Origin of the sequence: Noviherbaspirillum sp. (genome assembly GCF_035254865.1) — a bacterium.
Lineage (GTDB): Bacteria > Pseudomonadota > Gammaproteobacteria > Burkholderiales > Burkholderiaceae_D > Noviherbaspirillum.
The window spans coordinates 24,664-51,295 of the sequence record NZ_DATFAF010000054.1 but is presented as its reverse complement, the minus strand read 5'-3'; the positions used below and the strand labels follow the sequence as shown (position 1 = coordinate 51,295).

22 protein-coding genes and 1 pseudogene are annotated in these 26,632 nt (G+C 62.1%); 7 read left to right on the top strand and 16 right to left on the bottom strand.

Annotated elements, in window-relative coordinates; all coding sequences use genetic code 11:
- Window positions 1–24: 24 nt before the first annotated feature.
- From pqqD to pqqB, 4 genes are all read right to left on the bottom strand, one after another.
- Window positions 25–321, bottom strand: a complete 297-nt coding sequence (gene pqqD / locus VJ651_RS13600) for a pyrroloquinoline quinone biosynthesis peptide chaperone PqqD (RefSeq protein WP_324107965.1) — start codon at window positions 319–321, stop codon at window positions 25–27.
- A 58-nt stretch (window positions 322–379) separates the two neighbouring features.
- Window positions 380–454 (bottom strand): pyrroloquinoline quinone precursor peptide PqqA, encoded by a 75-nt coding sequence (gene pqqA, locus VJ651_RS23635; protein ID WP_136415777.1) that lies wholly within the window; start codon window positions 452–454, stop codon window positions 380–382.
- Between the two features lie 109 nt (window positions 455–563).
- Window positions 564–1,316 carry a pyrroloquinoline-quinone synthase PqqC gene (gene pqqC, locus VJ651_RS13595; protein ID WP_324107987.1) on the bottom strand — a complete coding sequence of 251 codons (753 nt, stop codon included), beginning with the start codon at window positions 1,314–1,316 and terminating at the stop codon, window positions 564–566.
- Between the two features lie 2 nt (window positions 1,317–1,318).
- A complete protein-coding gene (pqqB, locus tag VJ651_RS13590; protein WP_324107964.1) occupies window positions 1,319–2,245 on the bottom strand; it encodes a pyrroloquinoline quinone biosynthesis protein PqqB in 927 nt (308 codons plus the stop codon).
- Between the two features lie 268 nt (window positions 2,246–2,513).
- Between pqqB and VJ651_RS13585 the strand changes: the two genes are divergently transcribed.
- From VJ651_RS13585 to VJ651_RS13555, 7 genes are all read left to right on the top strand, one after another.
- Complete coding sequence (locus VJ651_RS13585; RefSeq protein ID WP_324107963.1) at window positions 2,514–3,908, top strand: HAMP domain-containing sensor histidine kinase; 1,395 nt, start codon at window positions 2,514–2,516, stop codon at window positions 3,906–3,908.
- Window positions 3,905–4,552, top strand: a complete 648-nt coding sequence (locus VJ651_RS13580; protein WP_324107962.1) for a response regulator transcription factor — start codon at window positions 3,905–3,907, stop codon at window positions 4,550–4,552. Before VJ651_RS13585 ends, VJ651_RS13580 begins: the two co-directional genes overlap by 4 nt.
- A gap of 23 nt (window positions 4,553–4,575) precedes the next feature.
- Entirely contained in the window at window positions 4,576–5,502 is a 927-nt protein-coding gene (gene pip / locus VJ651_RS13575; protein ID WP_324107961.1) for a prolyl aminopeptidase, read from the top strand.
- 166 nt (window positions 5,503–5,668) lie between these two features.
- Window positions 5,669–6,814: a pyrroloquinoline quinone biosynthesis protein PqqE gene (gene pqqE, locus VJ651_RS13570; protein ID WP_324107960.1), complete on the top strand. Its 1,146-nt coding sequence runs from the start codon at window positions 5,669–5,671 to the stop codon at window positions 6,812–6,814.
- A gap of 102 nt (window positions 6,815–6,916) precedes the next feature.
- Window positions 6,917–7,423, top strand: a complete 507-nt coding sequence (locus VJ651_RS13565; protein ID WP_324107959.1) for a urate hydroxylase PuuD — start codon at window positions 6,917–6,919, stop codon at window positions 7,421–7,423.
- Between the two features lie 4 nt (window positions 7,424–7,427).
- On the top strand, window positions 7,428–8,537 hold the full coding sequence (gene serC / locus VJ651_RS13560; RefSeq protein ID WP_324107958.1) for a 3-phosphoserine/phosphohydroxythreonine transaminase: 1,110 nt from the start codon (window positions 7,428–7,430) through the stop codon (window positions 8,535–8,537).
- The gene (locus VJ651_RS13555) at window positions 8,534–9,271 is read left to right on the top strand and encodes a hypothetical protein (RefSeq protein ID WP_324107957.1); all 738 of its coding nucleotides are present in this window, start codon (window positions 8,534–8,536) and stop codon (window positions 9,269–9,271) included. Before serC ends, VJ651_RS13555 begins: the two co-directional genes overlap by 4 nt.
- Before the next feature lie 318 nt (window positions 9,272–9,589).
- Here the strand turns inward: VJ651_RS13555 and VJ651_RS13550 are convergent, their stop codons facing one another.
- From VJ651_RS13550 to VJ651_RS13495, 12 genes and pseudogenes are all read right to left on the bottom strand, one after another.
- Window positions 9,590–10,897 carry a nitrate/sulfonate/bicarbonate ABC transporter ATP-binding protein gene (locus tag VJ651_RS13550; protein WP_324107956.1) on the bottom strand — a complete coding sequence of 436 codons (1,308 nt, stop codon included), beginning with the start codon at window positions 10,895–10,897 and terminating at the stop codon, window positions 9,590–9,592.
- A gap of 9 nt (window positions 10,898–10,906) precedes the next feature.
- Entirely contained in the window at window positions 10,907–12,640 is a 1,734-nt protein-coding gene (locus VJ651_RS13545) for an ABC transporter permease subunit (RefSeq protein ID WP_324107955.1), read from the bottom strand.
- A gap of 18 nt (window positions 12,641–12,658) precedes the next feature.
- Window positions 12,659–13,987 (bottom strand): carbohydrate porin, encoded by a 1,329-nt coding sequence (locus VJ651_RS13540; protein WP_324107954.1) that lies wholly within the window; start codon window positions 13,985–13,987, stop codon window positions 12,659–12,661.
- A gap of 947 nt (window positions 13,988–14,934) precedes the next feature.
- Complete coding sequence (locus tag VJ651_RS13535) at window positions 14,935–16,074, bottom strand: acyltransferase family protein (RefSeq protein ID WP_324107953.1); 1,140 nt, start codon at window positions 16,072–16,074, stop codon at window positions 14,935–14,937.
- Between the two features lie 35 nt (window positions 16,075–16,109).
- Window positions 16,110–18,122: an asparagine synthase (glutamine-hydrolyzing) gene (asnB, locus tag VJ651_RS13530; RefSeq protein WP_324107952.1), complete on the bottom strand. Its 2,013-nt coding sequence runs from the start codon at window positions 18,120–18,122 to the stop codon at window positions 16,110–16,112.
- Window positions 18,110–19,369 carry a lipopolysaccharide biosynthesis protein gene (locus VJ651_RS13525; RefSeq protein ID WP_324107951.1) on the bottom strand — a complete coding sequence of 420 codons (1,260 nt, stop codon included), beginning with the start codon at window positions 19,367–19,369 and terminating at the stop codon, window positions 18,110–18,112. The genes asnB (VJ651_RS13530) and VJ651_RS13525 overlap by 13 nt, the downstream gene beginning before the upstream one ends.
- Window positions 19,370–19,385: 16 nt before the next feature.
- Window positions 19,386–20,561 carry a glycosyltransferase gene (locus tag VJ651_RS13520; RefSeq protein ID WP_324107950.1) on the bottom strand — a complete coding sequence of 392 codons (1,176 nt, stop codon included), beginning with the start codon at window positions 20,559–20,561 and terminating at the stop codon, window positions 19,386–19,388.
- On the bottom strand, window positions 20,527–22,428 hold the full coding sequence (gene asnB / locus VJ651_RS13515) for an asparagine synthase (glutamine-hydrolyzing) (protein ID WP_324107949.1): 1,902 nt from the start codon (window positions 22,426–22,428) through the stop codon (window positions 20,527–20,529). Before asnB (VJ651_RS13515) ends, VJ651_RS13520 begins: the two co-directional genes overlap by 35 nt.
- 27 nt (window positions 22,429–22,455) lie before the next feature.
- Window positions 22,456–23,547: a DegT/DnrJ/EryC1/StrS family aminotransferase gene (locus VJ651_RS13510; protein ID WP_324107986.1), complete on the bottom strand. Its 1,092-nt coding sequence runs from the start codon at window positions 23,545–23,547 to the stop codon at window positions 22,456–22,458.
- Between the two features lie 36 nt (window positions 23,548–23,583).
- A pseudogene (locus tag VJ651_RS13505) lies at window positions 23,584–24,156 on the bottom strand (acyltransferase); the annotation flags it as partial.
- A 1-nt stretch (window position 24,157) separates the two neighbouring features.
- Window positions 24,158–25,231, bottom strand: coding sequence for a Gfo/Idh/MocA family oxidoreductase (locus VJ651_RS13500; RefSeq protein ID WP_324107948.1), 1,074 nt, complete (start codon window positions 25,229–25,231; stop codon window positions 24,158–24,160).
- A gap of 18 nt (window positions 25,232–25,249) precedes the next feature.
- On the bottom strand, window positions 25,250–26,560 hold the full coding sequence (locus VJ651_RS13495) for a nucleotide sugar dehydrogenase (RefSeq protein WP_324107947.1): 1,311 nt from the start codon (window positions 26,558–26,560) through the stop codon (window positions 25,250–25,252).
- Window positions 26,561–26,632 lie beyond the last annotated feature (72 nt).

Sequence of the window (26,632 nt, the reverse complement as noted above, 5' to 3'; positions counted from 1 at the left end):
GGCGGCAGGACCGCCGCCGGAAGATCAGCAGCGCAGCCAGCCTTTGGTGCGTGCGATGTCGATGAAGGAACGCGCGCCCTCGGCGACTTCGCCGGTAGCGTCGGGAAATGCCGACTGGAGGTCGGCGATGATGGCGTCGATACTTTGCTTGCCGTCACAGCGCTTCAGGATCTCGCCGGCGGACGGATTGAGTTTGATGAGGCCTTCCGGATACAGCAGGATGTAGGCATTCTGGCTGTTCTCCCAGCGGAAGACGAAGTGCGGCGACAGCCTCGGACAGGCATGGCCGCTCGTTGAGGTTTCTGGTGCAGTGTTGGTCATGGCAGCAGGGGCCGCAGCGCCGGGCGGAAGGCTCACTCGTCCGCCGCCCGGAGGCCGCTCAGCGCACGTAGACGTAGGCGGTTACCTCGAAGCCGAGGCGGATTTCGCAGAAAGCGGGGGTTTCCCAAGTCATGGTAAGTCTCCTTTGTTGAATGAGGCGGCGACATGCCGCCCCTAGCCTGATTATCGACATTCACGCCGGCGCGCAACAGCATGCTTTTGCCAGAAGCCGCTCATGAAAATCATGATTGGGCAGTGCCCGCCCCCATCGGTCTATACGCACCCCAGCCCTCGATCTGCACATCGGCGTATGCCAGCAGCATCGCATCAAGCATGGACCAGAGGATATCGAGCTTGAATTGAAGGATATTCAGAGCACGCTCTTGCAACTCGCGCGTGTTGAAGTGTCCGAGCGTGATGCGCAGTCCGTTGACGACGTCGCGCGGCGCTTCGCTCAGGCGGCGGCGGAAATAGTCGTAACCCTCCGGCTCGATCCATGGATAGCATTTCGGCCAGAAGTCGAGGCGAGACTGATGGATGGTCGGAGCGAACAATTCTGTCAGCGACGCAGCGGCCGCTTCCTGCCAGGGGCGCAGACGCGCGAAGTTCACATAGGCGTCCACGGCGAAGCGCACGCCGGGGAGCACCCGCTCCTGCGACACGATCGCCTCGCGCGACAGGCCCACTGCCTCGCCGAGCCGGATCCAGGCCTCGATGCCGCCATCCTCTCCATTGAACCCGTCATGGTCGAGGATGCGTTGCACCCAATGACGACGCACTTCGCGTTCCGGGCAGTTGGCAAGAATCGCCGCGTCCTTGATGGGAATGTTGATCTGATAATAGTAGCGATTCGCCACCCAGCCCTGGATTTGCTCGCGGCTGAGCTGGCCGCGATGCATCATCACTTGGTACGGATGATGGATATGGTAGCGCTCGCCCATGGCACGCAGGCGGGCTTCAAATTCCTCATCGGTCCATGGCCGCATGTCATTCATCTTCATTGCTTGTCTCCTGTGTCGATCAGCATGCCGTCCCACGCCACCTCGATACCGGCGCGCGTCAGTTCGGCGCGTTCCGGCGAGTCTTCGTCCAGGATCGGATTGGTGTTGTTGATATGAATAAGCACCTTGCGCGGTTTGCCGTAGCGCGACAGCAAGGCCATCATCCCGCCCGGTCCGCTCTGGGGCAGGTGTCCGATGCCGCGCGCGGTGTTGGCGGACAGGCCCATGCGGATCATTTCGTCATCGGTCCAGAAGGTGCCGTCCAGCAGGACACAGTCTGCGTCAGCGAGACAGGATTCCAGATGGTCCTCCATGGCACCGAAGCCGGGCGCATAGAAAATCCTTTTCCCGGTGGCGGTTTCCTCGATCAGCACGCCGATGTTGTCGCCGGCATGCGCGTCGTGCCGGTGCGGCGAATACGGCGGCGCCTTGCTGGCCAACGGCACCGGGGTGAAGCGCAGGCCCGGCGCGGCGGGCACGGTGAAGGCGACCGGCGGCGTCACCTGCAGCGGCTGCCAGCGCACCGTGCAGAAGTGCGACAGCACGTTGAAGACCGGATTGCCGGTGCTCAGGTCTTCGCAAACCTGCGGCGTGCACCAGATATCGAGCGGCCTGCCTTCGCGCAGCATGACGAGACCGGTGGTGTGGTCGATCTGGGCATCGATCAGGACCACGCCCGCGATACCGGTATCGCGCAGTCCCCTGCCCGGCTGCAGGCAAGGATGGGCGCGGATCTGGGCATGGATGTCGGGCGAGGCGTTGAACAGCACCCAATCGCGGCCATCCGTGCTGACCGCGATCGACGACTGGGTGCGCGGCAGCGCGCGCACCGTCCCCTTGCGCACGCCGTCACAATTGCGGCAGTTGCAATTCCATTGCGGGAAGCCGCCGCCGGCGGCAGATCCAAGTACAAGCAGTTTCATGCGTTCAGTATGGGCGCGGTCATCGCCGTACCGCATGCGGAGATTCACGAAAACGCCGTCGTGGTTTTCTGGAGTTGTCCGCCAAGGCGAGTGTTCCACTTTGGTACAGCTTGTTCGAATTCCGGACAGTGACAGGTGTTGCGTCATGGATTGACGACTTGCGGTACGCGGTATCAGCACTGCACGCTCGCCCCTTCCCGGGCTTGGCTCGAAATTTGCGTTGATGGGAGAGCCGAATCCCGGGTTCCTATCAGGAGTGAGTGCCGCCATGACGTTGCGACTGGATGAAATGCGCCTGCACACGCGCATCAGCCTCGTGCTGACGGCCCTTGCCGCCGTGCTCGTGCTGGCGCTGGGAAGCCTGTGGCTGAAGCAGACGCGGGATGGCATCCACGAAGAAGTGGAAGCTGCCACACGCGTCGCCGAACAATGGCTGACCGTTTCGGCGCGCGAACTGCATGCCCGGCAAGGCGGATTGAGCAGCGAGCAACTGCTCGCGCACCTGCGGGCCGTGGGTCGGATCCGCGCCAATGCGCTGGAGGTGATCGATGCCGCCGGCGCGCGCCGCTACCTGTCGCCAAGCCCGACCTACAAGGCTGGCCGCTCCGCCCCCGGCTGGTTTGCCGCCGTGGTCGAGCCTGGCTTTGCAGCGCGCCACGTCGACGCGGGTGAACTGGCGCTGATACTCCATCCGGATGCCTCGCGCGCGACGCTGGATGCCTGGGACGATCTCTGCGCGATGGCAGGCTGGGCCGCCGTCCTGCTGTCCGCGCTGTTCTTCACGGTCCGCCATGCGCTCGACCGCGCGCTGCGCCCGCTAGGGCAGGTGATGGCAGCACTGGACCGCACCGGGCGCGGCTGTTTCGATACCCGCCTGCCTGTCTTCCGCGAGCCGGAACTCGGCCGCCTCGCCAAGGCATTCAACGGCATGGCGGACCGTCTCGTGGAAGCGGTCAATGACAACGTGCGTCTCGGCAGCGAGCGTGAACTCAACGAACGCCTGCAGGCCCGGATCGAAGACGACCGCCGCAGCATCGCCCGCGAACTGCATGATGAGCTGGCGCAGGGCATCACCGCCGTACGCGCACTTGCCGGCGCGCTCGTGCAGCGCACGGTCGACCAGCCAGCACTGCATGTTCCGGCGCAAAGCATCATCGCCGTCACCGGCCAGATGCAGGACGGCGTGCGCACCATCCTGCATCGCCTGCGCCCGCAACAAGGCGGCCATGGCGCCAGCGTGGACGACGCGCTGGGACGCTATCTGCAGGCATGGCAGCAGCACTATCCGGATATCCGTCTCGGCATGCAGATCGCCGGAGGCAGCGAACCGGTCAGCGACAGCGTCATCGAGGCGATTGTTCGCATCACGCAGGAAGGATTGACGAACGTGGTGCGCCATGCGGCGGCAACGCGCGTGGAGATCTCCCTGCGGCGGCTTGATGCCGGCAACGGCTGCTGGCTGGAACTGGTCCTCGCCGATAACGGCCGCGGTCTGGGCACGCCGACATCATCGGCCGGCTGCGGCCTCGGCCTGGCCGGCATGCGCGAGCGCGCCGTCGCCCTGGCAGGAGAACTCCGGTTCGATACCTCGGCCGGCGGCGGCACGCGCCTGTGCGTACGCCTGCCTGTTACGAAAAACCATCCCGTGGAGCAATCAACATGAGCACATCCCTTTCCGGCCTGAAGATCCTGCTCGCCGACGACCATGCCATCGTGCGCATGGGGTTTCGCCTGTTGCTGGAAGGCGCTGGCGCGGTCGTGACCGGCGAAGCCGGCAGCGGAGAGGAAGCCTTGCGCCTCTTTGGCGAGCTGGCACCGGACGTGCTGGTGATGGATGTATCGATGCCGGGCATCGGCGGACTTGCCGCGCTCGAACGCCTGTCGGCGCGCCATCCCGGCGCGCGCGTGCTGATGCTGTCCGCGCACCAGGACGCGCTCATCCCGGTGCGCGCGCTCAAGGCCGGCGCCATCGGTTACCTGTGCAAGCGCTGTCTGCCCGACGAATTCCTGCAGGCGGTGCGCCAGGTCAGCCGGCAGCGGCGCTATCTCGATCCGGAACTTGCGCAGCAGGTGGCCCTCGCGCAGATTTCAGGCACCGCGCATCCTGCCGAAACGCTGACGGAGAAGGAATTCACCGTCTTCCTGCAACTGGCGCAAGGGCGTTCCGTCAACCAGGTGGCGCAGGATTTCCATCTGAGCGCGAGCACCATCGGCACACACCTGTACCACATCAAGCAAAAACTGAATGCGAGCAATGCGGCCGAACTGGCGGTGATCGCGATGCGTTCCGGCTTGATGGAGGCGTAAGCCGCGCACAGCGTCCCATCGTGATGCCTGATCCGCTTTTTCCGCCGATAACGCCGTACCGCACGCTCCGACTGCCGGTCGGCGACGGACATGTCCTGCATGTCGAAGAGTGCGGGCGGCCGGACGGCATACCGGTGGTGTTTCTGCATGGCGGCCCCGGCAGCGGCTGTTCCGCCGCGCACCGCCGCTTCTTCGACCCGGCGCGCTTTCGTGCGGTCCTGTTCGACCAGCGCGGATGCGGCAACAGCACGCCCCTGGCTGGCTTGAGGAGCAATACGACTGCGCATCTTGTCGAGGATATCGAACGCATCCGCATTTCGCTCGGCATCGAACGCTGGCTCGTCTTCGGCGGGTCGTGGGGCAGCCTGCTTGCACTCATCTACGCCGGACGGCATCCGTCGCGCGTAGCCGGGCTGGTATTGCGCGGCATCTTTCTCGGCTCGGAGGAGGAATTGCGGTGCTACGTAACCGATGCCGAAGGCGCCGCGCCGCTCGCATGGAAGGCACTCGCGGGCGACATTCCCGAGGAGGAGCGCGGTGACCTGCTGCGCGCCTACACGTCACGCCTGCTGGCCGGCGATACCGTCGCGGCCCGCCGGTGGCTCGACTACGAACGCGCGCTGATGGGCGAACCGCCGCTGTCGGACGCGCCGGATGCACGGCGTCTCGCCAAGACCATGATCCAGGCGCATTACCTCGCCAACGCCTGCTTCTCCAATGTGGCCGGGGTGCTGGCCTCCTGTGCACGATTGCGCCATTTACCCGTCTGCATCGTGCAGGGTCGCCGCGATACAGTCTGTCCGCCGCGCGCCGCCGAGCGCCTGCAGCGCGCACTGCCGAATGCGGTACTGCGTCATGTCGAAGCCGGCGGGCACAACGCGCTTGCCGCCGACATGGCCGTCGTATGTATTGCGGCGCTGGCCTCCGTTGCGGCGTCTGCCGAGTTCTGAGCCGATCACCCCACCCGGCACTCCAGAAAATCGCGAGTCCGAACCCGATAAAAGATCGATGGCCCTCTCCACGTCTTCTCGTCGCGCCGCCTTTCCCGCCGATCCACAATGGATGCAAGACAGCGGGCTTTCCGCACCGCTGCGACGGAGACGAAAGGACGCAATCATGCCGAAGGAATCGCGCGGCGTCAGCCTGGACGGGGACGGCAAGCCGCTGTGGCTGACACTGGAACTGACTTACCGCTGCCCCTTGAAATGCCCATGGTGCAACAACCCGCTGAACTTCAAGGACTACGCGAACCACGAGCTGTCCACCGAGGAATGGAAACGGGTGCTGCGCGAAGGCCGTGAGCTAGGCGCGCTGCAACTCGGCTTCACTGGCGGCGAACCGCTGCTGCGCGACGACCTCGAAGAATTGGTCGCCTATGCGGACGGCCTCGGCTACTACACCAATCTCATTACCTCCGGCATCGGCCTCACCGAAGCGCGCATGGTCGCCCTGAAGGAAGCCGGCCTCAAGCAGGTGCAGCTGTCGCTGCAATCGACCAGGGCGGCGCTGACCGATGAGCTGGTCGGCGCCAAGGCACATGCCCGAAAACTGGAGGCCGCGCGTCTGATCAAGGCGCACGGATTCCCGATGGTGATGAACATGCCGGTCTGCAAGCAGAACATCCGCGACATCGATGCCATGTGCGAGTTCGCCTCGTCGATCGGCGTCGAGTACATCGAGTTCGCCAACCTGCAGTACTACAACTGGGCGCTGGTCAACCGCGAGGAACTGATGCCCAGCCTGGATGAAGTGCGCGAAGCGGAAGCCACCGTGCAACGCTGGCGCAAGAAGCTGGGCGACAGCATGACGATCTATTTCGTCATTCCCGATTACTACGAAGGCCGTCCGAAAGCCTGCATGAACGGCTGGGGTGCGATCCACCTGACTATCGCACCGGACGGTGTGGCCATGCCCTGCCAGGAAGCGCGCGTGATCCCGGGGCTGGATTTCCAGTCGGTGCGCGACAAACCGCTGTCCTGGCTCTGGCATGAATCGCCGCTGTTTCGCAAATACCGCGGCCTCGACTGGCTGCCCGAGCCATGCAGCTCCTGTTCCGAAAAGGAAAAGGATTTCGGCGGCTGCCGCTGCCAGGCCTTCCTGCTGACCGGCGATCCGAGCAACACCGATCCGGCCTGCAGCCGCTCGCCGCATCACTACATCGTGCAGGACACGGTCAAGAACGTCGTGCACCCGCTGCGTTTTCGCAAGCCGCTGCTCAAACGCACCGGCGCCGCCGTGTCCACCGCCTTCATGGAGGATTGAATGCGCCATCCCTACGACACGGCAACCGGCACGATACTGCTCGGTGTGATGCTGACGGCATTGCTCGCCGCACTGGTCCGGCTGCTTCCGGCATGAGGCATCATGGATAGCATTCCCTTCGATCTCCTGCTGCGCTGGACGCATTTCATCGCAGGCATCATCTGGGTTGGGCACAACTATTCGAGCGTGGTGCAGCGACCGTCCTGGCAGCCGCTGACCGCCGCCGACCTGATCGACGACCAAAGCCAGCGCTTCCAGGCCCTGCTGAACCGCGAGCACGGCTTCTTCCGCTGGGCCTCTGTCGTCGCCTGGTGCGCCGGCATCCTGATGCTCTGGCAGCGCGGCTGGCTGTATGGCGCGCTCGGATTGCAGGGCGCGCTGGCGCCCATCGGTATCGGCGCTTATCTCGGCACGCTGATGATGGCCAATGTATGGCTGGTGCTCTGGCCGCACCAGCAAAAGGTCCTCGGTCTGAAACCGGCAACGGTGGAAGAGCGGCTGCGCTGCTCGCGGATTACGCATCTGTCTTCACGTACCAATACCATGCTGTCGATTCCGCTGTTGTTCTTCATGGCCGGCGGCTCCCATGGCGGTGTGCTGGCGGGATGAGACGATGACACTTTCTTCGTCCGGCACGGTGTGGAATTTTGCAGCCGGACCCTCACGACTGCCGGACGCCGTCCTGGCGCGTGCGGGCGATGTCTTGTTCCGGCGCGGCGCAGATGGCGCAGCCGTCATCGAGCGGCCGTTCACTGGCAATGCCGTTCGTGCCGTGCTGGAGTCGGCGCGCGAGCGTCTGACGCAACTGCTCGACATTCCTGCCAACTATCACGTGCTTTTCCTGGCCGGCGGTGCCATGCACCAGTTTTCCGCGGTCCCGATGAATCTTATCGATCCGGCATCCGGCCTGCGAACCGCTGCCTATGCGGACTCGGGCTACTGGTCGCGACGCGCCATGCGGGAAGCAGCAAGGTTTGCCGAGGTCAGCGTGGTCGCCAGGCACGACGGAAGCCAAGCCCTCGCCGCTCCAGCCGAGGACAACTGGCGTTTGCCGCAGGGCTGCGCCTACTGCCACATCACTGCCAACGAGACGGTGGACGGCCTTGCCTATCCCGCATGGCCCAATACAGGCGACGTTCCGCTGGTGGCGGACACCACTTCCAGTTTTCTCTCCGCGCCGCTCGATATCGCGCGCTTCGGCCTCGTCTACGCCAGTGCGCAGAAGAACATCGGCCCGTCCGGCATGACGGTCGTCATTGTGCGCGAGGACCTGCTGCGGCGTCCCGCGCAGTCGGCGCCGTCACCTCTTTGCTATCGCCTGCAGGCCGAGCAGGATGGATGCCTGAACACACCGCCCGTCATGGCGATCCATCTCGCGGCGCTGGTCTTCCAGTGGATCGCGGAATCCGGCGGATTGTCCGCCATGGCGGAAGCCAACCGGCGCAAGGCCGAGCTGCTTTATCGAGCGATCGACGGCAGCGACGGCTTCTACACCGCGCCGGTCATCGCCGCGCATCGCTCGATCACGAATGTGCGTTTTCACCTTGCCGACGTCAGCCTGACGGAACGCTTCCTGAGCGATGCGGAAAAGGCCGGCTTGATACATCTGCGCGGCCATCGCCACGTGGGCGGCCTGCGCGCGAGCCTCTACAACGCCATGCCCCTGGCCGGCGTGACCGCCCTGGTCAACTTCATGGCCGAATTCAAACGGTGCAAGGGATGAACAAGCGATCATGGCCTTGCCGGCTGGGACTGGCCGGCGGCATCGACAAGGATGGCAGCCGCGCGGTCGAATTGCTGGCCGCAGGCTTCGACAGCGTGGAATTCGGCACCGTCACGCCGCAACCGGAGGAAGGCGGCAATCCCGGCCTCGCCGCGCTGGTCTCACGCCTTGCGGCACTCTCGCCGCGCCTGACCGTCAAACCACATATCGGGATCGGCATCGGCATGGGCAGCGACGCCCCGCCATCCGCTCTCCCCGCCGAGTGGGCTGCCGGACTGCGTGGCGCGCGACATATTGCCGATTACGTCTGCTTCAATCTGAGTGCCCGTCGCTATCAATCCTTGCTCAACGCCGCGCGCCTGCCGCTGCTCCGGCATGCTTTTGAAACCGTCGCTGCCGTGCGTCAATCAGAACAGGGGCGCCATGTCCCACTCGCGCTCAAGCTGCCACTGGGTGTTCAAGATGCGTTTCCGCTAACCCTGGCGGAGGCGGCTGCCGCCAACGGATTCGACGCGATCATCGCGGTGCTTCCTGAGGACGTTCGTCGGCTGGATCGACTGCGGCTGCTCGCTGATCGCTTGCGCGGCAGGGCCGGTCTTGTTGCAGTGGGCGGCATACGAAATGCGGCTGATGCACAGGCAGCCTGCGCGGCCGGGGCAGACGGCGTGCAAGTACACAGGGTCTTTGCGGAACTCGGTGCGGCATGTCTGCCTGCACTGGTGGATGCTGTGTAAGCAATCCTTCATCACCCGCTTTTGCTTGGGAGCGATGTATTCAGATTTCTACTGGCCGAAAATCGCAGGCCAGGTCACAGGGCCAAGCCAATATCGAGCATAAGTGACGCAGTTTTTTTGAAACATTGTGGGTCGTCAGGCCCCCATATACTGAATCGCCACCGATTTCGTAGATTCTTACGAGTCTCTCGAGATTTGCACGCGAATGACTGCATTCAGAACCCGGCTTGCATTATGCGTTTTGAAGTCAAGCCCTGGCAGCAACCCGGCACAGGGCAGTCGACTCCGGCAATCGGGGTGATGCGCCGAGGCCGTTCCCTATTCATCCGCCTGGTCAGGAAGTTTCAGGCGGCCGGTGTGAAAGTCGTATTCGTAGGCTTCCCCGTAGCGCCCCCATTCAATGGCAATCTCGAGCACGCGCTTGGCTTCATCGGCTTTTAAAAACTCTTCCAGCAGTTCAAGGAATTGCTTCTCAGGCAGTGCTCCGCTGGGCTCTGCTTCCAGTTGCTGCCGGATGTGTGAAGCCAGCGGGACGTGCGTCAGCAATTGCTGGCCAAAGATTTCCTGCCTGAGCGTGTGGTCGGCCTCCACATAGCGAAAACCAAGTGGCGTGAGTGTAATGTCTCCTTTTTCGACTTGCGCCAGCCCGAGCATGCCGAGTGCCTCATAAGTTGGGAACAACTCTTCGTCCGGCAGTTCCGATTCCTCTGCGAGATGCGGAAGGTCCGCTCGACCGTTAAAAGGCGCGTCGGCCAGAAGATCGAGCACGCCTTCAATACGGGTGACATCGGTATCGGGCAAGCGATAGCCGGGATGCGTGATGGGTGGCGCGGCGCCTGTAACCGGCTCTTGCACCGGGCGCATCGTCATCAGTCCGTACACCTCATCGATGAGGGCGCGGACGTCCAGCGAATCGGCGTTGCGCGGCCGTGGAAGCCCGATATTGATTTCGTTGCGTATGCGCCCCGGATCGCTCGACAGGATGATAATGCGGTCCGCCATCATCACCGCCTCTTCGATATTGTGGGACACGACCAGAATCCCCTTGGTCGGAATCCGGTTGCTGTCCCACAGGTCCAGAATGTCGCTGCGCAGCGTTTCGCCGGTCAGCACATCCAGCGCTGAGAATGCTTCGTCCATCAGCAAGACGTCCGGGTCGGTTACCAGTGCTCGGGCAATACCGACGCGCTGCCGCATGCCGCCTGACAGCTCCCTTGGCAACGCGCCGCCAAAACCGGCCAGACCTATCAGTTCAAGCATGGCGTCCGCACGCTTGGCGCGCTCTTCCGGAGCGATGCCCTGCGCTTCCAGGCCCAGCTCGACATTTTGCTGTACTGTCAGCCATGGAAATAACGCAAATGACTGAAATACCATGGCAATGCCGGACGCCGGACCGTGAATGCGATGTCCTCGATAGGCAGCTTTCCCGGCATCGGCGGGAATCAATCCTGCAATAATACGCAGCAAGGTCGACTTGCCCGAACCCGACTTGCCGAGCAAGGCGACGATTTCTCCTTCGGCCAGGGAGAAGTTGACGTCGTCAAGAACCTTGCGTGGAGCGCCGTCAGCGCTGCGGAAGGACTTGGCAACGCCGTTCAATTCAACCAATGGATTTTTGTTGTTCATCACGCTCCCTCAATGGCCACGGTCTTCGGCAAGCAGGTACAGCTTGCGCCAGAAAAATCGGTTCAACAACATCACAAACACGCACATCACACCGATGCCCAGTGCAATCCGGTGGAAATCGCCGGCGTCGGTCATTTGCTTGATATAGCTTCCCAGCCCGTCTGCGACCAAAGAAGTTTTGCCCCAGGTCACATATTCGGCGACGATGCTGGCATTCCAGGAACCGCCGCTGGCGGTGATGGCGCCGGTGACGAAACTCGGAAATACCGCAGGCAGGTACACCCGCTTCCACTTGAGCCAGCCTTTCAATCCCAGGTTGTCGGCTGCCAGCCGCAATTCATTGGGCAAGGTCGATGCACCGGCCACGACATTGAACAGGATGTACCACTGAGTGCCGAACACCATCAGCGGGCTGAGCCAGATATTGGGGTTCAGGCGATAGGTCACCAGCACATAGACCACGAGCGGAAACATCAGGTTGACCGGAAACGCCGCCAGAAACTGTGCGACGGCCTGCACTTTTTGCGAATATTGAGGGCGCAAGCCTATCCAGACCGCGATGGGAACCCATAAAGCAGAAGCCAGCGCAATCAACAACAGCACACGGGCCAGCGTAATGAAGCCCAGCCCAACGACATGGGCGGCCTCGCCCCAGCCAACGTCACTGTGCACGAAGACCACGAAGCGCCAGGCAGCAAACACGGCGGCGGTCAGAATCACAGCGTCCCATGCTCTGGACCACAAGACACTTCGGGGTTTCGATTCGCCCGGTTCGACGGCGCCGTCCCGGCGGGAGCTGAACCAGCCAAGGGTGCGGCCCAGCATCGTCCAAAAGCGGTCGGTCACCGCGCGTATCCACACGCTTCGCCGGCCCCAGTCGAGTAGCCAAGACTGCTGTGCTGTTTCGCCCTGAGATTCTTCGAAACGAAACTTGTCTGCCCATGCGAGCAACGGTCGGAAGAACAACTGGTCGTACAGGATGATCCCCGACAACATAGCCCCGATCGCCCAAGCAATGGACGCCCCACTTTTTTCGTCGATAGCGACGGCAATGTAAGCGCCGATACCGGGCAGCTTGATGTCCTGATTGGCTACCGAAATTGCCTCTGCTGCCACGAGGAAGAACCAGCCGCCGGACATCGACATCATCATGTTCCACAGCAGGCCGGGCATTGCGAAAGGAAGCTCCAGCCGCCAGAAGCGCTGCCAGGCTGATAGCCGGAATACGCATGCAGCTTCATTCAACTCCGGCGGAATCGTCTTGATTGACTGATACAGGCTGAACGCCATGTTCCACGCTTGTGAGGTAAAAATGGCGAAAATCGCTGCACATTCGACCCCGAGCAGGTTTCCCGGGAACAGCGCGATAAACGGTGCAATCGCAATCGCCTGAAAGCCGAGAATCGGAACCGACTGCAGCACATCGAGCAATGGAATCAAGACCTTCTCGGCCGTACGGTATTTTGCTGCAAGAGCTGCAAACACAAACGTGAACAGCAGCGCGAATCCCAATGCCGTAAACATGCGCAGAATGGTGCGCAGCAGGTAATAAGGCAGATACATCGGGTCGAGCGAAATCGGCGTTGGCTGCCCAACCGTAAAGGGCCGGCTCATCTGCATTGCACCGAAAGCCAGGGCGGCCAGCACAGCGAGCACCAGCGGCAACAGCGCCCAGTCCCAACGGTTGGGTGTCGTCGTCAGGAAGGACCGGCCAGTACGTCCGGGAGTGAAGAGCTCGAACATGATGTCGCTCCGTTTTTCTTAGTATTGGGCGTGCAGGCGGATCGAGCCGACATTCACCGGACCGCGGTCGGCATTATAGGCTGGATTCACGATGTGCTGAGCGTCCAGCGACAAGGTGACGGCTTGTGCTAACTTGAAGCTGTAATAGGCCTCAACAATCGATTCCGGCCGGTAATTCAACCTGCCGTCGCCGATAAACGCACCAACGCCGCCCGCAGCCAGATAATCCCGGTGCGCCTGCGATAAACCGTTGCGAACCCACGCAATTCCTAACGTATCATCGACGCGATTCCAGGCGCCTCCTCTGACAACCGCACCGGCCGAGAACGAGCGTTCGATTTCAGTAAAGGCGTATGTCTCCGAAGCGCCGTCGTTCCAGCTCGCCCGTGCAAACACGCCGATGTCGGAAGTCAGGCCTTGCTCTGCGCTAACGCCGAATCCGATCTTGGTCCGCTCCGTACGGACGCGTGCCACATCCGGCACGCCGCCATTATTGGCGGCATCCACCGAGGCATCGCGGAAGCTCCCCATATTGGCGCGATTGCGGAAGGCCAGCACATGCACCTTGCCCGGCTGGCCGCCCCAGGTATGACCATGCTCGACTTCAAGCTGGTCGCCATAATGGGTAAAAATCCGCTTGTCCAGTGGCAGCCCGTTGGATTCGGCAGGCTGCATGAAGCGGCCGCCGCGAACAGCCCAATCGTCGTAAATGTATTCGACGGCCGCGCCCCAGGAATAGCCACGGGCATCGGCAGCAAAGTCATAGGCGCCGTACGCGAGCAGTGCCCAGTTCATGAACTGGGTGCGCGCATCATGTGCATAAGCGCTATTGTCGAAGATATCGGTGACAGAGAGATTGCCAGCGGTGACGACGATGCGCCGCTTGTCCACCATGCCTGCCATCTGGTTGAAATCCGACTCGACCGCTTCCTTTTCTCCTCCCAGACCCCAGGTCTGGCGCAGAAACAGGCGGGCGCGGTACAAGGTGGGATTCGGGCCGCCGGTCTTTTGCTGTTCGCCATTGGCCATACCACCCAGGCCGCGCAGGTTCGATAGCGGCACGCCCTGGACAAGCTCCGGGTCGAAATAAAGTTCGCCGCCAGCCCAGGGCCGGAAGCCGAGAGCCGCAGTAGCGCTGAAGGAATAGGCTTTTTCGCGCTCGGGGCGCAGGCTGAACTCGCCAGTATACGGAGCGGACAACGAAGGTTTAACTTCCCAGATGTACGTCGTCTGGAAGTGCGCGCTCCAGGCCTCTTCCCGGATCTCATCCGCATAGGACAGGAATGGCAAACCAGCGAGGGCTGCCAGCCAAATAATTCTTGCCGCATTGGCACTCGACTGAAACATGGGTACCTCCGTCAATGAAAACGAGAGCACCTTTCATTTGCGCTTGCGAACGCGATCACGACCGCCGGTGATGAGAACAGCGGTCTTGGCACTAATGAATTGTTTATTGGAATTCAGACTATCCGGTACGGGGCCGGACATCGGGATACCATCATCCGCCCATGGCGCGATGACGGCAGGAGGAGGGAAACCCTGCGTTATCTTGCCGAGGCAGAACCGGACAAAATCCGGCAACAACCACCACTCGAACAAGTGCCCATGAAAGGGACCCCATAAAAATAAAAACAGGCGGATTCTAAGTGGGTAGGCTTTATTGTGTCAAGAAAATGTCCATCAATTCAAAGATGCATCGGATCAACAGAAGTGGAATGGCTATGGATTTATTTCATCTTTCCTGGGCATGACAACGGCACGTTAGAACAAGAGTGCCTTGATATGCGTTAAAGACGACTTGAGCACAATGGCGCGTATCCGTCCGTCACCGCTCTATGCTGAAAAATCTTGTTCCACGCGCTCGATGCAAACTGGCGAAGTGAGAGATGAATAGCGGCATCACCCACGGAGTCAGTTCATCGCTGCCGCACCGGTTCGTCCGTGCTCGGCGCCATTGCCACCACCCCGCCTGACGCAACGTTCAGGTTCCAGGGAGATGCGGACTGCTTGCAAGTCATCTTCGCTCGGCACAACTCGGTATCCGATACGCACGCGCAACCGGATGCCATGTTCCACAAGCTCTAATGCGTGAGCTGGTGGGCTGGCAATGATGAAACATGTCAATAGAGTGCCGCACAGCTGTCAAGTTATGCGTTGAGGCAGGGTGATGATGTGATCTGGAACAGATGCTCGGAGATATGGACCGCAAACAAAATCTCTGGATGGATTTTTATCTCAGGCTGCAGTGAAGGCTGTGTGGCCGCGGCTCGGCAACCGGATTTGCTTCCAGCGCCCTACTCTCCCGCCTGGTTCAGCGTCACCCGCTCACCCGCCGGTCGCGGCAAGGATGCAGGCCTGGCCGCGATCGCGGCCCACGCCGGCCGCGCAAACAGGAAGCGGAACGGCGTATTGCGCACCATCCAGTACAGCATCATGGCGCCAGCAACGGACACGACCGTAACCACCAGCGCAAGGTTGCCGATATCGTGGATGAGGAGACGTTCGCTGATCAGTCCCCGCATCAATGCAAGAGGGAGGACGAATCCGAGATACACCACAATGGAATGCTGGCCGAGGTAGCGCAGCCAGTGCGTCCATCGCACGCGGGACAGCAGCGTAGCGAGCAGCAGCACGGCGAATGCGCCGGCGTACCCCATCAGCAGTGATACCCCCGGCCGCGTGGCAAACCCGAGCTCGACCAGCGTCCAGTTGACAAGGAACCATCCGGCGAGAGTGGCGACGGTTGCGGCAGCATGGGATTGCGCCCATGCCGCCGTGCCGAGCACATGGCGGGCGAAGATGTGCCCCGAATAGAAGAAGACGAAGTAGTGGGTGAATTTGTCGAACAGCAGCAGCCCTGTATTGAAATTCGCTACCTGCAGCACGGCCGCGCCAGCCAGCACCAGCGGCGCGGGAACACGACGCAAGAGCCTGACCGCAAGAAAAAAGAGCGACAGGATGTAAATGAACCAGAGCGGCCCGTCGGGAGGTTGCACATACAGGTGGAGATAGCCGGACAAGACAGCGAACTTGTCCGCGTCGAGCACATGGCGCAGGTCGGTATAGGTAAAACGGAAGGTGACCCAGAGTGCGTAGAAATAGACGAAATGCAGGATTTTCGTGTCGATGTAGGATCGCAAGGGCCGATCAATGACGCGCGAGACGAACAGACCTGAAATCAGGAAGAAGTCGGGCATGCGGAACGGCTGGGCGAAATCGACCACGTGCTGCATCCAGCCGCTCGCATGCGTCAGCTGATGCACATGGTGCGTCGCATAGAGCGTCACCACCAGGATGATGCAGATTCCCTTGGCATAATCGACCCATTCGACGCGATCGACGTCGTGCGTGCGCTTCCCTTCGCCCTGCTGCGCACTTTGCCGGTGGGCGCGGCGCCCATCCGGCCTTGCTTCGCTCTGCATTCCTGGGGACATAACGCCTCCTTATACTGGTGAAGGTGGTTTCTGTGTCACTTTATAGAAACCGAAAACGTATTGATCCATTCACCGAAATTGATTACACGCCATGGCACGTGGCTGAAAGGCTTCTTGCCGTCGATGATGTCTTCGAGCATGTCGAAGCACGTCGGCGAAAACAGCCCATCGGCCGCCTGCACGGCACGCCGCATCCGTGACCTGAACAGATTCGGGACACGCTGGCGCAGCCAGACTTCTTCCGGCGTCGCAAAGCCGATCTTGTCCACGCGGTCACGAATCCGCGGAGGCAGGATGCCGCTCATCCCGGCGCGCTGCACACGCTTGGTGACGCCACCGGACAGCTTGAATTCATCGGGCAGTCCGAGCACGAATTCGACGAGGCGGTAGTCCAGGAAGGGAACCCGCGACTCGACCGAGTGCGCCATGGAATCGCGGTCTTCCCAATGCAGCAGCATCTGCAGGTTGGTGGCGGTGAGCTGCGCGCGCGACATGTTGTGGATGCTATCCATGTCGATGCCCGGTCGCGTCAACGGATCGCTCGGTACCACCCCGAGGGCATCGATGTCGAGCCAGGACGGCTTGCTGTACGCACGTCCCGCGAATGCACGCAATGGCTGCTTGATGACTTCCGGCAGCAGCACGTTGGCCATGTACATCATCGCGCGCAGCTCGGAATAGCCGTGCGCGCGCTTGGTAAGCTGGATTTCCCGCCACAGATGCAGCAAGCGGCCGGCGCGCAACAACGCGGCAAAGCGCGGGCCGAAATACATATGGTAGCCGGCCAGTTGCTCATCGGCGCCCTGCCCGTCCAGCATCACCTTTACATTATTCCTGGCGGCCAGACGGAACACGTTCCACTGTGCGTAGATGCTGGTCGAGCTGAAAGGCTCGTCCTGATGCCAGGTGATGAGCGGCAATTCATAAAACAGCTTGTCGATCGCGGGGCATACGTAGTGCGCCTGCACGCCGGTCGCACGCACCACCTCGTCTATCCACGCGCTCTCGTCGACGCGCTTGTCGTCGGCCCGCGCGGAAAAGCTCATCTGCAGTTGCGTCGCGTCCTGTTCGCGCAGCAAACGGTTCACCACGCAGACAATGGATGAGGAATCCAGTCCGCCTGACAGGCAAGATCCTACCGGGACATCGGCACGCAGATGCAGGCGCACCGCATCGATAAATCGCTCCCGGAACATCTGCGCCGCATCCTCGAAGGTGCCGGCGAACGGCGTCGCCTGCAACTCATACCATTGGGTCGAGCCGACCCTGCCCTGGGTGTCGGCGGCAATGCGGGAAATGTCGAGGTGCATGAAATGCCCGGGTCGAAGCTGATGCACCCGCGAGAACAGGGTTTGATGCGTGTGGTCGATCAACCCCCACACAAGATAGTCATAGGCGGCTCCCGGATTGAGCGATGCCGACCAGCCGGGAAAGGCAGTGAACTGCTTGATCTCCGAGGCAAAGCAGAAACTGCCGTCCGGCGCGAGCCAGTAGTACAAGGGCTTGATGCCGAAGCGGTCGCGCGCCAGGAACAAGGCCTGCTTCGTGACATCATAGAGCGCGAAGGCCCACATGCCGTTGAAGCGGCGCAGGCATTCCGGGCCCCATGCAGCATAGGCGGCCAGCACCACTTCGGTGTCCGAATGCGACTGAAAGCGGTAGCCGAGCGCCTCCAGTTCCGCGCGCAGCTCGATATGGTTGTAGATTTCGCCGTTGTACACGATCCAGTAGCGCCGATCAGGGGTACACATCGGTTGATGGCCACCCGGACTGAGGTCGACGATTGCCAGGCGGCGATGGCCCAATGCGAGTGTCACCGGTGTTTCCCTGCACTCCGCGATCCTGTGCTCCGGCGACCACGCAAGTGCGGCCGCGTAGCCGTCCTGAGGCGTGTCGGCGCCGCCGCAGACGAGTGGTTGCGACACCGGCGACTGGAACAACACAAAACCCTCGTCATCCGGGCCGCGATGCCGGATCAGGTCGTTCATCCGGACGACCGGTTCGGCAGGAATTGCCCGGCTCGACAGAAATCCGCTTATGCCGCACATTGAATTGCTTTCCTTTCACCTCGGCGGACGGCAATATCTGCCATCCACAAATACAGTCCGTACAAGACCAGTTCGTTGAGCAGCACCGCCAGCAGCAGGTCGTCCAGCGAGGAGCGCCCGCTGACGAAGCTCAGTACGCCCCATGTCGCTGCGGCATAGATCACCTGCCACAGCGCGCCGAACCTGACCTGTTCCATGACGAGGAAGATCGACGTGATCGGCGAGACGCTTACGCGGAACACGGCCGGCAACAGCACCAGCAGCAGATAGTGCGAATCTGTGCGCCATCCTTTCCCGAGGAACAACGACAGCGCCGGCTCGCCCGCCAGCGCGACGAACGCAATGATCGCCGCCCCGGCCAGCACCAGGTCGCGCACCGTCCGCCACATCAGCGCGCGCGGCGATTGCCCGGCACGTGCCACGTCGCCGGCATGCTTGTAAAACACCTGCGAAATGGCATTGGCCAGCAACAGCAAAGGCGCGGCGGCAAGCCTTTGCACCTGCGAGTAGTTTCCGCCGGCCGCGTCGCCGTAGCGCTGCACGATGAACAAGAGCGGCAGGGAAAGCGTCAGGGTATCGAGCACCGCCATCGGCAATGACACCACCGGGTATTCCCAGTATTTGCGGGCAACCGCCTTCGCGCGGACGCGTGCCGATGCCACCAGCTCGCGCCAGGAGAAGGCAAAACCCGACAAGACGGCCGCGACCAGCCCGATCGTGAATGCGACCGGCAAGCCGCCTGGCACGGACAGCAGCGCCGCCATGACGAAGCATGCGGGCTGCGCCATCCGCAGGAATGCGAGCGGGAGAAATGCGCCGCGCCGCACCAGGACCGCGCCGGACATCGCCATCAGCGCCTGCAAGGCGCCGCTCGCGACGCAAAGCATGGCCAGGGCCATTGAAGCCAGCGGCTGCGGCCACGGCAGGTAACGCTGCACGCCGAGCCCGACCGCGAACGCGCCAAGCAGAAGGCTCGCCGCGCATGCCAGCAGACCGAGTCGGTACATGGACGGAATCTCCCCATCCTGCGTCGCCGGCAGGGCCTTGTCGAAGCGCAGCGCCGCGCCGGTGGCGATCACGCCGCAGACGGCAACCAGGCTGGCATACACGCCGAATTCGGCGGGCGTGTACCTGCGGGCCAGGACGGGCGTGGCCAGCAGCACGATCAGTTGCCCGGCAGCGATGCCGCCAGCGTTGACCAGCGTATGGTTCAGAAAGGATTTCCGCGATTGGACTTGATCGGACATGCAACAGCCCCGGTGGTCATGCTTCGAACAAGCGTTGGTCATCCGCATCGGACAGGGATCGGCCCCGCTGGCGTTCCTCCAGCAAAGTGCTGTAAAGGGAAAGCAGTTTCGTTTCCTCCAGATCCCATCGATATTTTTCCGCCGTCGCGCGCTTTCCGTTGGTGCCCATGCGGATCACGTCTTCGGGATGCGCGCGCAGATGCCGGATGGCGGCGGCGATGGCCTCCGGCCTGGCATGGTCGACGCAGATGCCGCACTGGTTACCTTCGATAAATTCTCGCCACAGCGGAAAATCGGATGCAATGACCGGCACGCCGGCCGACATGTATTCAAACATCTTGATCGGCTGCGCATTGATGAAATTCGGCACCGGATGAAAGATGACCATGCCGGCGAAGCTCTGCGCCATGATGTCGGCGATGCCCTTACGGTCGACCACGCCGCATTCCCGGACTTGCCGCCAGCCCCCATAGCCCGTCACCTCGTCGCGCAACGGGCCGGCTTGGAAGTCGCCGGCAAGCAGCAGTTCCTCGTCGCTCAAGCCGATTGCTTTCACCATTTCGCGTATGCCGCGATGCTTGTGGATGCTGCCGACATAGCAGACGCCGGCGCGCTCGCTGACATCGACATCCCGCGCCGGCGGCAACTCGTGCAGCAGCGGGAAGTTGTTGACCACCACGACGCGTTTTGCGAGGTTCACGAACAACGACCCAATGAAAGGCGTCGCCGCCACTACCGCGGAAAACCGACGTGCACCGAAATCCTGCACCGCGCCGGCAACGGCCGCTACGGCGCGCCGCGCGCGCACCGGCACCCAGTCCTTGGCATGGATGTCGCCGACGAGATCTTCATGCGCATCGAAAATCACCTTTTTCCCGGCCCGCGCAAGCATGACGCCATAAGGGATCAGTTCCGGATCATGGAAGTGGTACAGATGGGCATCGAGTTCACGCGCCGTCTGGTAGCAACGCCGGGTGTGTGCAATCATGCGCGACAACCTGCCTCCCCCCATGTCAGGCGCGACCGGATGGACCGTCACTCCATGCGTTGCGGCTTCGGCGATATCGGCGGCACTGGCGTCGATCACAAGGTGAGTGTCGTAGCCCGCGTTCGCGAGCGATATGCACTCCTTGCGGAAAATCCGGATATCGAGCCCTCTATGGACCGATGAAATATGGCAAATCTTTTTCATGATGGGTTTTTTCCATGTGATCGACGACGGGTGGCCTGACAGGCTTGGCAAGCCATGCGAGCATCAAGGCTTCGCACAGCAGATTGCTGTCCGCAGCGAGCGATGCGTCGGACAGCAGGCGGTCAAGATCGGCATCGGGACGCAGATGGCTGGAAAGCGCAGCGCGCTGATCGAATATCTGCGCGCGCAGGCTCGCACCCATGCCCTCGGACAGCCAGGCCTGCGTCACGTCGAAGCCACGCTTCAACCGGTTCAGGCGGATGAAATCCGGCACGGCTTGTGCGCTCGCTTCGCGCAGCGTCCACTTGCCGAAACCCTTGCGCACCTTCAGGCCTGCAGGCAATGCCAGCGCCAGTTCGACGAGGCGATAGTCCATGAAGGGAAGACGGCTTTCGACGCCGTATCCCATCGAATTGCGATCTTCATAGCGCAGCAAGGTCGGCAAGCTCCATTGCTGCACATCGTCGATCTGGCGCGCCGTCAGGCCGGGACTGCCCAGCAGGTTTTCGCTGGGCGGCTTCCAGTCAAGCAGACGGAAGGATCCTCCTGTCTTTCCCCAATAACGATGCCGGTTTTCCCAGTAGAGACGCACGTGGCTTCCTTCATGCATCAGCATCAGGCCGAAGGAATAAAGCAGGCGCAATATGCTTGTCGGTTGGCGCGCGTGCAGTGCTTCACGCAGAGCGACGATGAAAAATTTCCGGTAACCGGCGAATACTTCGTCCGCCCCTTGCCCGCCGAGCAGCACCTTGTATCCCGCCATGCGCACGGCGCGGAATACCTCGTTCTGCGCAATCGGACTCAGGCCGGAAAACGGCGCTTCCTGCCAGGCCATTGTGCGTTCGAGCGCCGCGCCCAGCGTCGCGGCGCTCGACTCCGGCCATACATAGTGCACGTCGATGTTCAGCATCCTGGCAAATTCCTGCACCTGCGGCCCTTCCGATGCCGCTGCCGACGGTGATCCGTAGGTGAATCCGGCGAGCTTTTTTACCTTCCGGCTCGCCAACGCGGCAATCGTCGACGAATCCAGCCCGCCACTAAGGGATACGGCAACCGGAACGTCGCTGCGCAAGCGCAAACGGACCGCGCTCTCCAGCAGATGCCGGCAGCGATCGACCAGTTCGTCATGGCTGCTGCGCAGGATGGCCTGTCCGCATGCATCGACCGCGCTTTTCAGGTCGTACCACCGGCCCTCCTCGATCGCCACCGCGCTGTCGGACACCTGGAACCTGATCCAGCCTCCGGGCGGGACCGACCTGACATGCCGGAACGGCGATCCCGACTGCGCGGTCTCGAAGACCTTGTAGCGCACGCCGCGCGCGCAATATTCGAGATCCACCTCATCGCCGGCCTGGGCGGCGACCCCGGCCACGGAGGAGGAAAACGTGATTCCACCATCCGGCATCCTGCCCCAGCACAGGGGTTTCACGCCGAACCGATCCCGTACCAGCCACAACTGGCCGGAAGGACAATGCAGCGCGGCAAAGGCGAACATGCCGTTAAAACGCGGCAAGACGTCCAGCCCCCATTGCGCCCAGGCCTTGAGCACGACTTCGCTGTCGCTGCCCGATCGAAAAGTCCAGCCGATGCGCTGCAAGTCATCGCGCAGCTCGACGTAGTTGTAGATTTCGCCGTTATACGCGATCCACCAATCGGAAACAGGATCATGCATGGGTTGATTGCCGAGCTCGGACAGGTCGATGACCGATAGGCGGCTGTGCGCCAAGCCTATCGTATGCCCGCGGCAGGCGAAGGCCTTCGCGTCACGGCTATCCGGTCCGCGCCGCAGGATGGCCGGCAGGTCTGCGGACAGCATCTCGTCGGCGCGCGCGGCTCCCTTGCGAATTTTTCCTGCAATTCCACACATGAAGGATGACTCCAGGCATTGTGATGTTCAGCAAGCGGCCACGTGCAGCACGGCAGCCGCGACACGCTCCACCGAAACGTCGTCCATGTACGGCCCCATCGGCAGACTCATTACGCTGCGTGCCATTTCCTCTGCGACGGGAATATGCGCGGACGGGCCATGCTTCGCATAGGCGGGTTGCATGGGAATCGGCACCGGATAATGCACCGCCACCGGAATGTTGCGTTCCCTGAGCTCGGCCTGCACCTCGGCGCGGTTGCCGACCCTGATCGTGTATTGCGCGAACGCTCCGGTGCAGCCCGGCCGCTGGCGCACCACGTCGATCCGTCCGGCGAACAGTTCGTGGTAGCGCGCGGCGATCCGGCGCCGTTGCGCCAGTTCCCACTCGAAGCGCTCCAGCTTCGCCAGCACGATCGCGCATTGCAGCGTATCCATGCGCCCGCCCACGCCCACGCGGGTGTGCACATAGCGGCCGGATTGCCCGTGAATCCGGATTTCGCGCATCGCCTGCGCCAGGGTCGCGTCGCTCGTGAAAATCGCGCCGCCGTCGCCATAGCAAGCGAGCGGTTTGCTGGGAAAGAAGCTGGTGCAACCGATGGCGGACAGGTTGCAGCTCTTCCTGCCCTTGTACGTTGCTCCGAAACTCTGGGCGCCGTCCTCGATCACGGCCAGGCCGTGCCTTTCAGCGACGGCATTGATCTGGTCCATGTCCGCCGGCTGGCCATACAGGGACACCGGAAGGATTGCGCGCGTGCGCGACGTGATCCTTTCTTCGATCAGGGCGGCATTGATGTTGCAGGTGTCAGGTTCGATATCGACGAACACCGGGATCGCTCCCAGCAGGACGATGACCTCCGCCGTGGCGATGAAGGAGAACGGCGTGGTGATCACTTCGTCACCCGGTTCGATGCCGATGGCCATCAGCGCGATCAGCAGCGCTTCCGTTCCGGAGGCGACCGTGACGCACTCGCTTGCACCGGTGTATTCCGCCAGGCGCGCTTCCAGTTCCTGCACTTCCGGCCCCATGATGTAGTTGCCATGGTCGAGCACCGCCTGCATCCGCGCATGGATCTGCGATCGCAACGCCTGGTATTGGCTCTTGAGATCGATGAATTCCATTTTCCCGGCACTCTGCCCTGCCGGCGCGGCCTGCTCCGCGAGCGCGCACACGCCGTTCTTCAGCACATAACGTTCCCCCGTATGCGGGCAGGTGGTTTCCGCATCGCCGCGCAACGGGAGGTCCAGGCGCTCGCCGAAACGGCTCATCCAGCCGATCTGCCGGGCGGGGACGCCGGCCATCAGGGCAAAATCGGGCACGTCGCGATTGATCACGGCGCCGGCCGCGACGAAGGCATATTGCCCCACGGTGGTGCCACATACGATGGTGGAGTTGGCGCCGAGCGTGGCACCGCGCCGGACCAGCGTCGGACGGTACTGGTCCTTGCGCGGAATCGCGGATCGTGGGTTGTAGACATTGGTGAACACCATGCTCGGCCCGCAGAAGGCGTCGTCCTCGATCGTGACCGCGTCATACACCGAGACATTGTTCTGGATCCGGACGTTATTCCCGATCACCACTTCGTTGCCGACAAACACGTTCTGTCCAAGCGAACAGCCGCGGCCGACGCGGGCGCCGCCGCACACATGCGCGAAATGCCAGACGCGCGCGCCCTCGCCGAGGGTTGCCCCCTCGTCCACGATGGCGCTGGGATGGATGGCCTGCTGCATGTCAGTATTCCATCGGCAAGGCGATGCGCTTGCCGTCGCGCGCGGACAGGTAGGTCGCGATCAGCACCTCCAGCGTTTTCAGCCCTTCGCGGCCATCGGTTTCCGGCTCCGCATCGCCGCGCAGCACCTTGATCACATTGTCGTAATACTTCGCATGGCCGAATCCGTACACCGAGCCGGTTTCGTAGCTTGCCGCCTTTACTTTATCGTCATCGTCGCCGTGGTCGGCGAATTCCCAGTGCTGCACTTCGTTGAGCGCGACGCCGCCGATGCGTACCGTGCCGCGTTCGCCGAGCACCGTGATGCTGCCTTCCAGGTTCTTCGGATAGGTCAGCATGGTGACGTTGACCGACCCCAGCGCGCCGTTGCGCCAGCGCAGGCTCAGCACGCCGGTATCCTCGACTTCGATATTGCGCTGCAGGGTTGCGGTGTAGGCGTGCAGGCTCTCCACCGGCCCGACCAGCCACTCGACCAGGTCGACATAATGGCTCGCCTGATTCATGAAGGCGCCGCCGTCGTATTCCCAGGTGCCGCGCCACTTCGCGCTGTCGTAATATTCCTGCGGTCGCGTCCAGAATACGTTGAGGTTGACCATATTGATCTTGCCGAAGCGTTTTCCTTCGATCGCCTTCTTCAGCATTTGCAATGTCGTGTTGTGCCGGTTCTGCTTGACGACGAACAGACGCACCCGCGCCTCGTCGCAGGCGGCGACCATGCGCTTGCCGTCCTCCCAGCGTGTGGCCATCGGTTTCTCGGTGATCACATGGCGCCCTGCCTGGGCGACCTGGATCGCCTGCGCAGAATGCAGGCCGGAGGGCGTGGCCAGCACGAACACGTCTGCCTTGCATTCCGCCAGCATGACATCCAGGCTGCGGTAGGCCTTCGCGCCCGTCGCATCGACAGCGGCCTCCAACGCTCGCGGGTCCACGTCGCACACGCCGATCAGCTCGCAGCTGTCTTCATGCTGCCGTATGGCGCCGATATGGTTCTTCGAGATGCGTCCGCAGCCGACCAGCCCGAAGCGGATCTTTCGGTCCTCGTACCTGTTGCTGTATGCAGAGGGAAACTGATTCATTACTTTATCCTTCCATCATCATGACTTGATCACATTCGGCAGCCGCTCGAGGTACACGCCGCGCGTATCCACGATCAGCCTGGCGCGCTTCTGGATGAGTTCGTAGTCGAATGCGCTGTGGTCGGTGGCGAGCAGCACCAGGTCGTAGGAGCCAAGCGTCTCGGGCGTCAGACGGACGCTTTCCAGATCGAAATGGTGCTCGCGCATCTTCGGGAATACCGGCACATGGGGATCGGAGTAGTCGATGTGCGCGCCCTTCTCGCGCAGCAGTTCCATCAGCTTCACCGACGGCGATTCGCGCGTGTCGTCGACGTTTTTCTTGTACGCCACGCCGAGCACCAGGATCCTGCTGCCCTTGACGGAGCGGCCGTGTTCGTTCAGCGCGCCGGTCACCTTGTTGACGACCCAATGCGGCATGTCATTGTTGATCTCGCCGGCCAATTCAATGAAGCGGGTATGCAGGCCATACTGCCGCGCCTTCCATGTCAGATAGAAGGGGTCGATCGGAATGCAGTGCCCGCCGACTCCGGCGCTGGGGTAATAGGCAGTGAAGCCGAACGGCTTGGACGCCGCCGCATGGATGACCTCGTAGATATCGATGCCCATGCGGTCGGCGATGATTTTCATTTCATTGACCAGACCGATGTTGACCGAGCGGTGAATGTTCTCCAGCAGCTTGGTCAGTTCCGCCGCCCGTGTCGAGCTGACCGGAACCACCTTGTCCACCGCAGCGCTATAGAGCGCGACACCGGCCTCCCGGCATGCCGGGGTAACGCCTCCGCACACCTTGGGAATCGAGCGGGTATTGAATTTCGGGTTGCCCGGATCTTCGCGCTCGGGAGAAAACACGAGGAACACTTCCTCTCCGATCTTGAATCCGCGCGCCTCGATACGCGGCTTGAGCTCTTCCTCCGTGGTGCCGGGATAGGTCGTGCTTTCCAGCGACAGGAGCTGGCCGATGCGCATATAAGGCACCAGGGTATCCGCCGTATTCAGGATGAAGCTCAGGTCCGGCTCGCGGTAGGCATTGAGCGGCGTCGGCACGCAGATGATGAGTGCATCCGGCTCCGCCGCGCGCGAAAACTCGGCAGTCGCTTCGAACCCCCTCTCCGAGGCTTCCCTGATCGACTTGGCGGAGATGTGCTCGATATAGCTGTCACCGTCGTTCAGCCTGCGGACCTTGTCGTGGTCGACGTCAAAGCCGATCACTTTGAAGCCGGCATAGGCATAACGCAACGCAAGCGGCAATCCGACATAGCCGAGGCCGACAATGCCGATCACGGCCGATCGGTTTTCAAATCTGGAAACGAGCTGTTCAAGGAGTCTCATGTCATTGGCGAAAACGAAAGTTGAGTGGCTGTGCAATCAGACAAGACTGCTGGTTTGGGGCAGGCGCGCCGC

Bases quoted from the DNA above. Each gene is read 5' to 3' on its own strand.
- pqqD (WP_324107965.1), bottom strand. From the start codon at position 321: ATGACCAACACTGCACCAGAAACCTCAACGAGCGGCCATGCCTGTCCG.
- pqqC (WP_324107987.1), bottom strand. From the start codon at position 1,316: ATGAATGACATGCGGCCATGGACCGATGAGGAATTTGAAGCCCGCCTG.
- pqqB (WP_324107964.1), bottom strand. From the start codon at position 2,245: ATGAAACTGCTTGTACTTGGATCTGCCGCCGGCGGCGGCTTCCCGCAA.
- VJ651_RS13585 (WP_324107963.1), top strand. From the start codon at position 2,514: ATGACGTTGCGACTGGATGAAATGCGCCTGCACACGCGCATCAGCCTC.
- VJ651_RS13580 (WP_324107962.1), top strand. From the start codon at position 3,905: ATGAGCACATCCCTTTCCGGCCTGAAGATCCTGCTCGCCGACGACCAT.
- pip (WP_324107961.1), top strand. From the start codon at position 4,576: ATGCCTGATCCGCTTTTTCCGCCGATAACGCCGTACCGCACGCTCCGA.
- pqqE (WP_324107960.1), top strand. From the start codon at position 5,669: ATGCCGAAGGAATCGCGCGGCGTCAGCCTGGACGGGGACGGCAAGCCG.
- VJ651_RS13565 (WP_324107959.1), top strand. From the start codon at position 6,917: ATGGATAGCATTCCCTTCGATCTCCTGCTGCGCTGGACGCATTTCATC.
- serC (WP_324107958.1), top strand. From the start codon at position 7,428: ATGACACTTTCTTCGTCCGGCACGGTGTGGAATTTTGCAGCCGGACCC.
- VJ651_RS13555 (WP_324107957.1), top strand. From the start codon at position 8,534: ATGAACAAGCGATCATGGCCTTGCCGGCTGGGACTGGCCGGCGGCATC.
- VJ651_RS13550 (WP_324107956.1), bottom strand. From the start codon at position 10,897: ATGAACAACAAAAATCCATTGGTTGAATTGAACGGCGTTGCCAAGTCC.
- VJ651_RS13545 (WP_324107955.1), bottom strand. From the start codon at position 12,640: ATGTTCGAGCTCTTCACTCCCGGACGTACTGGCCGGTCCTTCCTGACG.
- VJ651_RS13540 (WP_324107954.1), bottom strand. From the start codon at position 13,987: ATGTTTCAGTCGAGTGCCAATGCGGCAAGAATTATTTGGCTGGCAGCC.
- VJ651_RS13535 (WP_324107953.1), bottom strand. From the start codon at position 16,074: ATGTCCCCAGGAATGCAGAGCGAAGCAAGGCCGGATGGGCGCCGCGCC.
- asnB (WP_324107952.1), bottom strand. From the start codon at position 18,122: ATGTGCGGCATAAGCGGATTTCTGTCGAGCCGGGCAATTCCTGCCGAA.
- VJ651_RS13525 (WP_324107951.1), bottom strand. From the start codon at position 19,369: ATGTCCGATCAAGTCCAATCGCGGAAATCCTTTCTGAACCATACGCTG.
- VJ651_RS13520 (WP_324107950.1), bottom strand. From the start codon at position 20,561: ATGAAAAAGATTTGCCATATTTCATCGGTCCATAGAGGGCTCGATATC.
- asnB (WP_324107949.1), bottom strand. From the start codon at position 22,428: ATGTGTGGAATTGCAGGAAAAATTCGCAAGGGAGCCGCGCGCGCCGAC.
- VJ651_RS13510 (WP_324107986.1), bottom strand. From the start codon at position 23,547: ATGGAATTCATCGATCTCAAGAGCCAATACCAGGCGTTGCGATCGCAG.
- VJ651_RS13500 (WP_324107948.1), bottom strand. From the start codon at position 25,231: ATGAATCAGTTTCCCTCTGCATACAGCAACAGGTACGAGGACCGAAAG.
- VJ651_RS13495 (WP_324107947.1), bottom strand. From the start codon at position 26,560: ATGAGACTCCTTGAACAGCTCGTTTCCAGATTTGAAAACCGATCGGCC.